Below are 13039 nucleotides of genomic sequence, written 5' to 3'. Positions count from 1 at the left end.
TCAATCTAACGAATAAAACTCCCATGCTCTAAGTCATGATACGCCTCAAGAATTTCTTCATAATTATTCATCACAAAGAAACCATGTCCCTGAATCGGTTCGAGAATGGGCTGTCCCGAGAGCAATAAAAACCGAGAAGATTGTAATGCTTTGATCAGCACATTATCGCCATGACTTGATAGCACCGCCATCTTATTTTCTTCTAAAACACCACTACTTTCAAAACCACTTTCAACATCATCTTCAAACTGCAATCGACCTGATAGCAAATAAATCAACGTGGTATCACCATGCTTTGCAGGAAGTATGAATTCATCTTCTGAAACATTTAAAGCCACATCAAGTACCGTCATCGGTGTATATGTCGTCGCAATACCTTTTACAGTCTGTCCTGCTTCATCGACATACTGCCCTGCGATCACACGAACAAAGCCTTTTTGATCGGCTAAATCGACTTTGGGAATCTCAGCATTTTTTAAACTTTGATAATGCGGTGCAGTCATCTTGTCTTTGGCAGGCAAATTGACCCAAAGCTGTACCATTTCAAAACGACCACCTGACTCCCGAAAGGCATCACTATACTGCTCAACATGCTGAATGCCCGATCCTGCGGTCATCCATTGCACATCACCGCTTGAGATGATACCACCTGCTCCTGTGCTATCTCGATGCTCAAGCTCCCCTGCATACATGGTCGTGACGGTTTCAAAACCACGGTGTGGATGCTGATGGACACCACGTTTATTCGATTTGGGAGCAAGCTTTGCAGGACCTAAATGATCTAACAATAGAAATGGCGAAGTCGTTCCACCCAATTCATGATAAGAAAACACCGTCTGTACAGGATAAAAGTCACCCACAGCAAACTTGGTATCATTATGATGGGTAAAAGCAACTGTCTTACGAGCATTCATAGCGCATGCACCTATCATAAAAGCAATTGATCTTAAATATCTGCATAGCTATTGAGATTAAAAGAAATATTCACAATAAAACAGACTAAATAGCTAACGCAGTGTCGTATTCATCGACTGATTTAAATTACAAAACATTCAACATTTTCGCTAAATAGCACAATCATTTAACTTCACTTTGCATAAAGTATGCTTTTACATACTAAAATGCACCATTCGCCACAGGAATTACACAAAACTTAGAATTTTCTCCATTTTATTCGTTTTGAAAAACAGTAAGATGTGCTCACAAACCTTTAAACAGGAAAAGTAATAATGCCTTTATTTTTAAAAACAGCTATTCAAAAAACAGCTTATGCCTTAACCATCACCTCAATGGTGGCTTCTCCTATCGTGGCAACACAAACTTATGCTGCTGCGGCATCATCTCAAGTGGCGACCAACAACTTGGTTAAACAATTGAGTGCGATTCAAAACTTAACTGCTGACTTTGAACAAAGCACCAAATTAACCAATCCAAAAACGACTCAAAAGAAAAACCAACCCATGCCACAGCACATGAACCAAAACTTTACAGGTCAGATGAAAGTGGCACGTCCTGGTAAGTTTTACTGGAAAACCGTGAAACCTGCGGAGCAAACCATTGTAACCACTGGTCAATCGGTATGGATTTATGATCCTGATCTACAGCAAGCGGTAAAACAACAATTGGATGATCAAGTGGCGAATACCCCTGCACTGCTATTATCAGGGAATGCTGAGCAGATCATGCAAGCTTATGAAGTCAGTCAACCCGATGCGAAAAAAACCTACTACAGTCTAACGCCTAAGAATGACGAAGGAGCGTTTGAGCGTCTATTGATCAGCTTTGGTAAAAACAAAGCGCCAAGTCTAATGATCTTGCAAGATGCGATGGGTCAGACCACGACGATTAAGTTTAAAAATACCAAGCTGAATGCCAATATTGATCAAAGCGTGTTTAACTTTACGCCGCCTAAAGGCACAGACATTATTGAGCAATAATTGATGTCAGTAAAACTGCTCAATTGAAATTAAAATTCTCAATTTAAAAAAACCTCGTTTGTTCGCAAGCGAGGTTTTTTCTGAGAATAATCAAGCATTCGTTAAAACTTACTTTTTAATATTTTGATTTTCTAACTGCTTCAGTCCAATCCAATGCTTAGCAAACTGGTACGCCGCACGACCAGAACGCTGTCCACGCATCTGACTCCAACGCAGTGCCTCAGCACGTGTTTCATCGTTCAATGTTAAATCTGCCTTGCTGAGCCAATGTGTCACCACTTCTAAATACAACTGTTGACCCATCGGATAAAAAGACAACCACAACCCAAAACGATCCGATAAAGAAATCTTCTCCTCGACCGCTTCTTGCGGATGTAGCTCATCATATTGTGGAACATCGACTTTGCGCACCGGTGTATTCTCATGCATAAATTCAGGCAGTAAATGACGACGATTGGAAGTCGCATAAATCAAAATATTTTCCGCACCTGATTGTAAGGAACCGTCTAACGCGCTTTTTAGACTGCGATAATTTTCATCCTCTGCATTAAACGCCATATCATCACAATAGACGATGTACTTTTCCCGACGATCTTTGATCAACTCACGAATGATCGGTAAATCTTTTAAGTCATCACGCTCAATCTCAATAATGCGCAAACCTTGCGACTGAAAATCAGTGAGTAACGCACGAACTAAAGATGACTTCCCTGTGCCTCTTGCCCCTGTCAAAAGTACATCGTTAGCAGGAAAACCGTGCAGAAATTGCTGTGTATTTTGCACCAACTTTTCTTTTTGACGGTCAATACCTTTGAGATCATCAAGGTGTATGGCTTTTGGCGCATGAATTGCCAGTAATTGCTGATCTTTCCATATATACGCAGGCGCACTAAAATCCACCTCTTGCTTGAGCGCAGGGAGTTGCTGTTGCACTTGTTTGGCAATCTGTTGTAATAATTCAATAAAATGATCGGGAAGCTCAAGCTGCGCCATATTTACCGCCAAAAAAGAAACGATGGAAAGCGTTATTGTAAATCGAATATGATCTTCACAGATGAGAAATTGTATTGAATTTAGCCAATTAAGCAGTTTTCTATGGAAAAAATTTGCCAAGACTAGAAAAAATTTATAATATAGCGCCCACAGGAAGCGTGGCAGAGCGGTTTAATGCACCGGTCTTGAAAACCGACGAGGGTGTGAGTCCTCCGTGAGTTCGAATCTCACCGCTTCCGCCAAATTTTAAAAAAGCCTTTGTAGTTGATACAAAGGCTTTTTTGTTAATGGTCTGATAATTCTTAATATTTATTCACTAATATGCTATTACACAAATAATAGAATTGTAATTATATGATCCTCAACTACGTTTGACATATCGAGATAATTCCAAATGATAATTCAATCCATCCAAACACTTTGGCAAAAACTACAAGACACACAACCTTTGGTACATTGCATTACCAATAGTGTGGCAAATAACTTCGTCGCCAATGTCTGCCTCGCAATCAAAGCATCCCCTGCAATGATTGATAATAAGCAAGAAGCTGGAACCTTTGCTCGGATTGCCAGTGCTTTAAGCATCAATACAGGCACACCAACACCTGAACAAGCCTTAGCAATGCAATACGCAGCGCAAAGTGCCAATGCTGAGCATACACCGTGGGTACTTGATCCAGTGGGTTATAGCGAAATCTTGGCGTGGCGTAGTCAGATCGTCGATGATTTATTGCAATATCACCCAACGATTATCCGTGCCAATGCTTCAGAGATCGCAACTTTAGCAGGCGCACAAAGCTCCACTAAAGGCGTGGATAGCACCTTGAGTGCTGAGCAAGCTGTCGATCAAGCTCAGGAACTTTTGGGCATTTGTGATTGTGTCGCAATCTCAGGTGGGACAGATTATATTCTGTCTAAAGAACTTGGCGTCGTTGCCATTACAGGTGGTTCACATTTACAACCTAAAGTGACTGCGATGGGTTGTGCACTTGGTGCGGTATGTGCGGCTTATCTTTCTGTATTAGAACCTGATGAGTCCCCTGCTTTGGCAGCGATTGCTGCGCATGTACATTTCGCTGTCGCCGCACAAATTGCTGAGGAAAAAATGACTATGCAAAATGCAGGTATTGGCTCATTTCAAATATTATTTTTAGATGCTTTATTTCAGATCACAGCGGATGATTTTGAAAAAGTCGAAATCAATCAGTTTGCCAAATAAGCTTTAAGTCATAAACTTTAAAAACTCAAAAAATAAGGGCTGTCGAAAAAGCCCTTATTTTGGATTCATTACGCAATCGTTTTTTAACCGAAGCGGCCTGTGATGTATGCCTCAGTCAACTGATGATCAGGTTGCGTAAAGACTTTCTCAGTTGAGTTCACTTCGATCAAATCACCCAAGTGGAAGTAAGCAGTACGATTCGATACACGTGCTGCCTGTTGCATTGAGTGCGTTACGATCGCAATAGTGTATTGTGTAGAAAGTTCAGAGATCAACTCTTCAACTTTTGCAGTTGCAATCGGGTCAAGCGCAGAACATGGCTCATCCATCAAGATCACTTCAGGACTCACCGCAATGGTACGTGCAATACATAGACGTTGTTGCTGACCACCAGAAAGACCTGTACCTGGTTGGTTCAAACGATCTTTGACTTCTTCCCAAAGCCCTGCTTTACGCAAGCTATTCTCAACGATTTCTTCAAGATCATATTTGCTCTTTGCCAAGCCGTGAAGCTTTGGACCATAGGCAACATTATCAAAAATCGACTTTGGGAATGGGTTTGGTTTTTGGAACACCATACCGACTTGCGCACGAAGCAACACCACATCAAGGTTTTGGTCATAAATATCACGACCATCCATGTTGACTTGACCCGTCACACGGCAACCATCAATGGTGTCATTCATACGGTTTAAGGTACGAAGGAAAGTTGATTTACCACAGCCAGATGGTCCGATAAATGAAATCACTTCATTTTGGTAAATATCTAGATCAATCCCTTTGATTGCCTCGGTTTCACCATAATAAACATGGACGTCTTTGGTGCTAATTTTCACTTCAGCATTTTGACGCTTTTGATCATCTTTATTTTTTACATCAAACTTTGAGCTGTCACGTTGTGGTTGCTCTGGAGTTTGATCATCATGAGTCTGCGAGGTGCTTGGATTGTTCACTTTGATATCCTGTGTATCAACATTTTTTACTTCAGTTGTTAGCATCATTTTTCTCCAATTACCAACGAACTTCAAACTTTTTACGTAACCAAATGGCTAAGCTGTTTAAACCGATCATCAAGGCTAAAAGTACGATGATCGCCGCAGCGGTACGCCCTTCAAAGAAGTTACGCAATTCATTGCCTTGCCATAGATAAATCTGTACAGGTAATGCAGTCGCTTGATCCATTGGTGTAGAAGGAATACTGGCAACGAATGCACTCATTCCGATCAATAGTAATGGTGCTGTCTCACCTAAGGCTTGTGCCACACCGATGATCGCTCCTGTCAAAATACCTGGTAGCGCAAGTGGTAATACATGATGGAATACACTTTGCACTTTTGATGCGCCTAGACCAAGAGCAGCTTGGCGAATCGAAGGAGGTACAGCTTTTAATGATGCACGTGTGGTGATAATCACCGTCGGTAAAGTCATTAAGCTTAACACCAAACCACCGACTAATGGCGCAGATAATGGTAGATGGAACCAGTTAATAAATATCGCCGCACCAAGCAAACCAAATACAATCGAAGGCACTGCTGCAAGGTTGTTAATATTGACTTCAATGATGTCAGTAAGCCAGTTTTGTTTTGCAAACTCTTCAAGGTAGATCGCACTTGCCACACCAATTGGGATCGAGATAAAAATCACGATCAGCATCATGAACAATGAACCCATAAAAGCACCCGCCAAGCCACTCAACTCTGGCGCACTTCGTGAATCAGGATTACTAAAGAGATTGGTATTAAAGCCATTATAAATAATGCCTTCATTTTTCAGCTGATCTGCAAGCTGACGAACTTCAGGGCTGAGCTGTTGTTGCTCATCAGGTAGACTACGGTCAATCTTGCCTGTTACCCAGACATCGACATTCGCAGAAGTCAAGAACTTCAACTCTTGGCGTTGACCAATCAAACTCTGATCTGCAAGTACCATATCACGAAGTCGATAGCCTTCTGAGCTACTAAAAATAGCGACTAAATCATCACGGCGACTTGCAAGCTCAGGATTTTTAGCGATCACGCTATTGACCAATAAGCTATCCCAATCGACCATGGCAAACTCGCCTTGCCAGTTCATGAATCGTTCTTCAAAAGCCGCAGGTGATTCCCCAGATTGAGGCATAGGCTTTGGTGCAACATTGATAATGGTAGGATCGAAGAAAACTTCAGTTTTCATTGAAGATTGCCAAAATGCTGGCAAGCCACGACTCAAAATACTACCGAATAACAACACCACGAAGAATAAACCAATCAATACAGCGATAAAGCCCATTGATTTAAATGCTTTTTCTTTACGATGACGCTTGCCCAATGAGTTTTCGATACGCTTACGACGCTCTGCTTGCTCTGCCGCGGCTTTTTGTGGATCAAACTCTGTGTACTGATCCATTGGCGGATTATTTGATGTACTCATTCGTATTGCTCACGATATTTGCGCACGATATATAGTGCAATGATATTCAGACCAAGAGTGATCACGAAAAGGGTTAGACCCAATGCAAACGCCACCAAAGATTGTGGACTTGCGAAATCTGTATCACCTGTCAATTGATTAACGATCGTCACTGTCACAGTTGATACGGCTTGTAATGGATTGCCATGCAGTAATGGGCTATTCCCTGCTGCAAGTACCACGATCATGGTTTCGCCGATCGCACGAGAAGCCGCAAGTAAGAATGCACCAACTACACCCGGCAGTGCTGCAGGCATCACCACTTTCAAAATCGTTTCAGACTTCGTAGCACCCAAACCGAGTGAGCCATCACGAAGTGAACGAGGGACTTGGGTGATAATGTCATCCGACAGCGAAGATACAAAAGGAATAATCATAATTCCCATCACAAATCCTGCAGTCAATGCGCTGGTGGCATTGATATTTAGACCAAGCGTATTCCCCATACTATGGAAGAACGGACCAATCACCATCAATGCAAATACACCATAAACAATGGTCGGAATCCCTGCCAAAATCTCAATGATCGGCTTTACGATTGCACGGAAACGAGGCTTGGCATATTCAGCCAAATAAATCGCAGTCATCAGACCCACTGGTACAGCTACAAGCAAAGCAATGATACTGACCATGATCGTTCCCCAAAGTAGCGGCAACAAACCATAACTACCTTCGGCAGAACCAGTGGTACTAAATCCTGGATTCCACTCTGTACCCAAGAAGAAATCAACTGGGCTGACAAAGTCAAAGAAGTTTAATGCTTCTGACAACATCGACATGACAATGCCGACAGTAGTCAAAACCGCTATACCTGAACACAATGCCAAAGCGATAGAAATGGTTTTTTCAACTTGGTTACGTGCACGGTATTGTTGGGAGATACGTTGGCGAGCATACGCCAAACCAAATAAAGCAACTGAAATCACAACAGCAAACTTAGCGATCAACCCAACTGTTTGATAGTTTCTTAATTTTTCCGCAGCGGCAACTTCATAAGCTTGTGCTGTATCGGTGACGCCAAAGCCCGATGCAATCGACTGAATACGACGTAAAATCACATCGAGTTCAGTTGCAGACAGACTACTTGCGATTTGTGCAGGAATCTCCCCCATTGCGACATGGCGCAAAATAGAAGGTTCTGCAAAATTCCAAACAAACAACAATAACGCTGCAGGGATACCACACCACAATGCGACGAGTGTCCCATAGTAGCCCGGACGAGAGTGCAACATTGCTGAGTTGTTCCCCTTACCAGCAATCGATCGACTACGTGTCAAACCGATCTGATAGGCAACTGCGATAATCGCTAGCAAAATGCCAACCAGTAATAAATTCATGGTGACTCCAAGTATGCTGTTTTATGGGTTAAACCCACAATTCATAATACAAATTCATTTACTTTTTAATAGACAAAAAAGCCGATGACAGAGTGTTCCATCATCAGCTTCCTTGCTGAAAGACTTATTTTACTGTTTTACCAGCTTTGAAGTCTGCCAAGATTTTGCTACGCTCAGAAGAGCTTAGTGGAATCAAACCAGCATTTACGAGCTTAGAGTTTGGACCAGATACTTTCGGGCTCAAGAAGAACTCAACGTATTGTGGCAAGCCTTTGATTGCCTTAAGGTGTTCGCCTTTTACATAGAAGTAAAGTGGACGAGACACAGGATATTTACCACTGATTACAGTCGCTTCCGAAGGTGTTACACCATTCACAGTTGCAACACGTAGACGGTCACGGTTTTGATCATAGAAGCTCAAACCAAATACACCAACTGCACTTGGAGAAGTTTTCAAACGAGCAAGCGTTTCTGTATAGTCACCAGCGATTTCAACAACACGTCCATCTTTACGGAAAGTTGAACATGCTTTCTCACGTGCTTCTTTGTCCAAAGCTTTGAAGTAGTCATATGCTTCACAGCCTGCTGTAACCATTTTTTCTTGGAAAACTTCACGCGTACCGTGGTTAGACGCAGGAATTACCAATGTGATTGGTTCATTAGGTAATGCTTTGTCAATTTGATTCCAACGTGTATATGGGTTTGCAATCAGCTTGCCTTTAGATGGCATTTTTTCAGCCAAAGCAGCGAATACATGATATGGCTTCAATTTGAATGCTTTTTTACTTGAGTTAGAAGCAAATACGATACCGTCGTAACCAATTTTGATCTCTTGGATTTTGTTTACGCCTGCTTTGTTACAGCTTTCGATTTCGCTATCTTTGATTTTACGAGAAGAGTTTGCGATGTCGATCGTGTTGTCGCCAACACCTTGACAGAATTGACGCAAACCGCCTGAACTACCGCCTGAACCGACAACAGGAGTTTTGTATTGTGGGAATGTATTACCAAACTCTTCTGCAACGATACTTGCAAATGGCAATACAGTTGATGAACCAGCGATTTGGATGGTGTCACGTGCAGCGTTAGCAGCTGTCATTGTTGAAGCAACAGCGATTGCTAGACCGATTTTTTGAGTTAAGCGCATTCTTATCTCTCTTTATACGTTGAGGGTTTAAAAAGCTATATTTGAGGAGTTAGCTTCTTGTGTAGCGTTATTGTGAAATTTAAATATGACAGGAAAGTGACAACAATATGACTATTTTGTTAATTCCTTTATTTTTAATGAATTATTTCGTTTTTTATCCAAAAATATTTCATCGTTTAAAATAGAAAAGAGCCTAGTTTAGGCTCTTTTCATTTCATCTTGATGTCATTAAATTCTGTTATGAAACTTGTTTAATCATATCAATTATAGATGGCTTACAATTCCTTACTGCGGTGTCACACAGAATCTTACTGTACCACTGCTCGCAGGGCTTAAGTTCCCTGTGAGTTGCCACAATAATGCTTCACCTGTACGAGTTGGTGTACAACTGTTTCCGCTAGGTGTAGATTGACAAGAGATACTACCAAATGTTGTACCAGTTGGCACCGCATCTTTGATTTTGACATTCTGAAGATTCTTCACGCTATTGTTCTTATAGGTGATTTCATATTCCAATTTGTCTAATGTCGTCGCTTCATTGATTGTGCTAAATACATCCGTATCTGCTGCAGTCGATGGGCAAGAGGCAACCTTACGCACTTTCTTACTCAGTTCTAATCCTGCACTTCCTGTTAAGGTCGTATCTTGGACTGTATTCGAGTCACCTGTGAGCGTGTCCTCAGGATTACTCAACGTCACGCTATAGCTCGCTTCGAGCTGTGCATTATGTTGTGCACCCGCATAGACATTGGTCGGCACATGAACCCTTTGCACCAAGCAGATAGCTGCCGATGGTAACAAGGTCGCAGGTGTAGATGTCGTTGGGTTAAATAATGCTTCTCCAGCATCTACTGTGCCATTACAGTTGCTATCACGATAGATCAGCGCTTGCCAATCTTGATCAGATGCACTGCTTGGCTGTTGATTCAATGTCTGAGTAATGCCTGTCACTTGCACTGTTGCGTCCGTTTGCAAGCGATGTGGATAGTCTGTCACTGCACCTGCAACAACGGTATGTTGACCGTTTTCCGTCAGAATAAGATTCAACTTCGCATCACCAAAGTTCAGATCAGTGTAGTTTCCTGAAGTTGCCTTAGGTACTGTAATGGTATCTGTACCACGTGTATAGCCAGTCGTACCACTCACTGAGGTATAACCTTCGACATTGGTCTGTACAACACAGAAGTTTGGACTTGGCAATGTCGCTTGACTCACTGCAAACTGATATTGACCCACTGCATCCGTTTCTGTTGTCGCAAGGACAGTGCCCGAACAGTTTGTCAATTGTACTGTGCTATTTGCTATGCCTACTTCGCCAGTGTTTTGCACTGCATTGTAGGCATTCGAGGCGATCCCAGTCGTACCACTATTATCTTCAAAGACTTTACCACTAATCACAATTTGACTAACTACAGTGACCTGATAATCCTCAACCTCGCCATTCACGACTAAATCAGAAGTAGCCGAAACATTAGAAACAGTTGACCAGCTGAAGCGAGCAAAGGTATTTCCTGCTACCGCTGTTGCGGGTACATTGACATTAAAGACGATCGTACCAGATGCTGGATTAGTATCTAACCCACTGTTATCAGCGAGATTAGTCGCAATTTGCTCATTGCTATCGAAGACTCCATTACCATTCCAATCAACCCAAGCTTGCAACATACCACCACTACCTGTAGCAACAACAGTAACTTGGGCTGTTTGACTAGCAACAAAACTTGGTAAAGTTACGCCATCATCACCTACATCACCTGAGGCACTCGCTGAGTTATAAGGTTCGTCTTCGGCTGTATTAATACTTCCCAAAAGAATACCAGTAACTATCGTATGTGATGGTGAACCGTAGCTATCTGGTGCATCACCAAAATCTATGGGTCTAACTGGGAAAATTGCTTCTCGACAAAAAGCACCATCATTTTGGCTCATCACTTCAGGTGGCACTGCTATAGCAATTCGTCTTAAACTACCATCTGTTGGATCTAAACGATAAATATCATTTGAAGCATTGTCGCTAAAATACATTCCGTTATTTGTATCTAGATAGCCTGCCCCTAAACCTAAACCAATACTTGGTCCAATTGTCGTACCCATTCCACCCGTTAAAGGAATTCTCACTGGCGTGCTATCACTACTAGTCAAATGTGAAATACCATATGCATAGCCGTCATCATTAATCACGATATCACCATGAATTGCTTTTGGCGTCGTACCACCTGTACCAATTACAGTGCGCTGTTCAACATCAATAATTTGTAAAGCTCTTCCAGCACCATTTGCAATAACATAAAACTTACCATCATCATCAAAGCTACCAGCGACATACTGTGTAACACCTACTGTCGGCAATCCTGAAACAAGTCCTAAATTGACCTGCGTTCCATTATCACCTATGCGGACTAAGCTATGATCTGAAAGACGAATTGCATAAAGATAACCATCTTTCGGGTTATAACCCAACGCATTAATGGTTGGATACGAAGAGCCAATTGCAGGAGAGCGAGAAACTTGATTCACTCCAGAAATAGTCAATTCATATAGAGCTGTATTAGAATTATTTCCCTGCGTCATATAAATATTTGGCTGACACATAAAGGCTGTTAAAGGTGTGACACTATTTGTATCTGTTGCCGTATTATTTGCCGTATTACTATCTGTAACACCTGATGGCACATCAATAGTTGCCGTATTTGAAACACTACCGCTATTGGCAGTGACTCTCGCTCTAATTGAAAAAGTCACACTACCACCGCTTGGTAGTGTTGGAATTGCCAAACCAGATGCAGACTCAATCGCAGCAATCCCTGTTGCATTATCAGTAATCGTTGGACAAGTTGCTCCGCCCGCAGCTGTACAAGAAATTGTATTCTTTGTTAAACCTGTCACTGCAGGATCTTTGAAGATCGCACCATCAGCAGCGTTAGAACCAGCATTAGATACAACTATCGTATACGTTGTATCTGTATCATTATAACTAGTCGTTGCATTATCAGTTTTCGTAATCGTTAGATCAGTTTGAGGAGTCGAAATTGTTAAACTCACTGAACTTGTGTTATTCGTCGATACAGCGTCATTTACACCTGTTGTAGACACCGAAGCAGTATTGGTAATGCTACCTGTAGTAGAAGCCGTTCCTTGAATCACATAAGTACACGATGCACCAGATGCGCCACTGAATGTGCCACTCACCGTTTGACCACTGATCGTAGGTGCAGGACACTCTGTCGTACCAGTGGTGACTACCTGAAGAGCTGTAATATTCGACGGAACACTATCGGTAAATGATGCTGTACCTGTCGAAGTCCCACCGATTCCTCGTGGTCCATTGTTCGTGACTTTGATTTGATAGAAAATATTGCTTCCACGATTCACAGTCAAAGCTGTTGATGCAAATGAGCCGTTCGTCAAGCTTTGTAGCTTTTCAATCGCCATATCTACAGACGGCAATGACACTGAGTCCGTATCCGTTGCAGAGTTATTAGTACTTACTGGATCAGTCGTACCACTTGGTGCTGTGATTGTTGCAACGTTCGATACATTACCACTGGTCGCTGTGACATTGGCTTTAATTGTAAATGTCACCACACCACCATTTGGCAAGGTTGGAATAGCCAAGCCATTGGTAGACTCAATATTTGCAATGGTAAGATTTGCCGCAGTCGGACAAGATGCACTATTTGTAGCTGAACACGTTACAGAAGTTTTCGTCAATCCTGTTGCTACTGCATCTTTGAACAATGCACCATTTGCTGCACGTGGACCATTATTTGTGACAACCACAGTATAGGTAACTTCATCACCTGTATAAGTTGCCGTCACACCATCTGTTTTAGTAATACTCAAATCTACAGGAGGTAATGACACTGAGTCTGTATCCGTTGCAGAGTTATTGGTACTCACTGGATCAGTCGTACCACTTGGTGCTGTGATTGTGGCAATATTCGATACATTACCACTG

Annotated in this window: 8 protein-coding genes, 1 tRNA gene and 1 pseudogene; 3 read left to right on the top strand and 7 right to left on the bottom strand. The window is 42.1% G+C overall.

The genetic code is table 11. The features are described from left to right. Positions 1 to 5 precede the first annotated feature (5 nt). Positions 6 to 914: a pirin family protein gene (locus ACE3PQ_RS03435; protein ID WP_374295239.1), complete on the bottom strand. Its 909-nt coding sequence runs from the start codon at positions 912 to 914 to the stop codon at positions 6 to 8. A gap of 315 nt (positions 915 to 1229) precedes the next feature. Between ACE3PQ_RS03435 and lolA the strand changes: the two genes are divergently transcribed. After that, positions 1230 to 1937, top strand: a complete 708-nt coding sequence (lolA, locus tag ACE3PQ_RS03430; protein ID WP_374295237.1) for an outer membrane lipoprotein chaperone LolA — start codon at positions 1230 to 1232, stop codon at positions 1935 to 1937. Positions 1938 to 2045: 108 nt separating this feature from the next. Here lolA and ACE3PQ_RS03425 read toward each other — a convergent pair whose 3' ends face one another. Next, positions 2046 to 2930 (bottom strand): ATP-binding protein, encoded by an 885-nt coding sequence (locus ACE3PQ_RS03425; RefSeq protein WP_374295236.1) that lies wholly within the window; start codon positions 2928 to 2930, stop codon positions 2046 to 2048. Positions 2931 to 3082: 152 nt separating this feature from the next. On the opposite strand from ACE3PQ_RS03425, the gene ACE3PQ_RS03420 reads away from it, so the two are divergent. Both ACE3PQ_RS03420 and thiM read left to right on the top strand, forming a co-directional pair. Next, positions 3083 to 3172: transfer RNA gene (locus ACE3PQ_RS03420), tRNA-Ser, on the top strand. A gap of 152 nt (positions 3173 to 3324) precedes the next feature. Next, positions 3325 to 4149, top strand: a complete 825-nt coding sequence (gene thiM / locus ACE3PQ_RS03415) for a hydroxyethylthiazole kinase (RefSeq protein WP_374295234.1) — start codon at positions 3325 to 3327, stop codon at positions 4147 to 4149. A gap of 83 nt (positions 4150 to 4232) precedes the next feature. Here the strand turns inward: thiM and pstB are convergent. The 5 genes and pseudogenes from pstB to ACE3PQ_RS03390 all read right to left on the bottom strand — a co-directional run. Next, positions 4233 to 4988: pseudogene (pstB, locus tag ACE3PQ_RS03410) on the bottom strand (phosphate ABC transporter ATP-binding protein PstB); the annotation flags it as partial. A gap of 172 nt (positions 4989 to 5160) precedes the next feature. Continuing rightward, the gene (gene pstA, locus ACE3PQ_RS03405; RefSeq protein WP_374295232.1) at positions 5161 to 6558 is read right to left on the bottom strand and encodes a phosphate ABC transporter permease PstA; all 1398 of its coding nucleotides are present in this window, start codon (positions 6556 to 6558) and stop codon (positions 5161 to 5163) included. Then, entirely contained in the window at positions 6555 to 7934 is a 1380-nt protein-coding gene (gene pstC, locus ACE3PQ_RS03400) for a phosphate ABC transporter permease subunit PstC (RefSeq protein ID WP_374295230.1), read from the bottom strand. The genes pstA and pstC overlap by 4 nt, the downstream gene beginning before the upstream one ends. A gap of 124 nt (positions 7935 to 8058) precedes the next feature. Continuing rightward, on the bottom strand, positions 8059 to 9081 hold the full coding sequence (locus ACE3PQ_RS03395; RefSeq protein WP_374295228.1) for a substrate-binding domain-containing protein: 1023 nt from the start codon (positions 9079 to 9081) through the stop codon (positions 8059 to 8061). A gap of 285 nt (positions 9082 to 9366) precedes the next feature. Continuing rightward, positions 9367 to 13039 (bottom strand): GEVED domain-containing protein (locus ACE3PQ_RS03390; RefSeq protein ID WP_374295226.1); only part of this gene is annotated, 3673 nt, incomplete at its 5' end.

The sequence above is a fragment of the Acinetobacter sp. genome (genome assembly GCF_041911495.1).
GTDB lineage: Bacteria > Pseudomonadota > Gammaproteobacteria > Pseudomonadales > Moraxellaceae > Acinetobacter.
Note: the sequence above shows the minus strand (reverse complement) of the source record. Positions and strands in the feature narration are given on the sequence as shown.

Bases quoted from the DNA above. Each gene is read 5' to 3' on its own strand.
- ACE3PQ_RS03435 (WP_374295239.1), bottom strand. From the start codon at position 914: ATGAATGCTCGTAAGACAGTTGCTTTTACCCATCATAATGATACCAAG.
- lolA (WP_374295237.1), top strand. From the start codon at position 1,230: ATGCCTTTATTTTTAAAAACAGCTATTCAAAAAACAGCTTATGCCTTA.
- ACE3PQ_RS03425 (WP_374295236.1), bottom strand. From the start codon at position 2,930: ATGGCGCAGCTTGAGCTTCCCGATCATTTTATTGAATTATTACAACAG.
- thiM (WP_374295234.1), top strand. From the start codon at position 3,325: ATGATAATTCAATCCATCCAAACACTTTGGCAAAAACTACAAGACACA.
- pstA (WP_374295232.1), bottom strand. From the start codon at position 6,558: ATGAGTACATCAAATAATCCGCCAATGGATCAGTACACAGAGTTTGAT.
- pstC (WP_374295230.1), bottom strand. From the start codon at position 7,934: ATGAATTTATTACTGGTTGGCATTTTGCTAGCGATTATCGCAGTTGCC.
- ACE3PQ_RS03395 (WP_374295228.1), bottom strand. From the start codon at position 9,081: ATGCGCTTAACTCAAAAAATCGGTCTAGCAATCGCTGTTGCTTCAACA.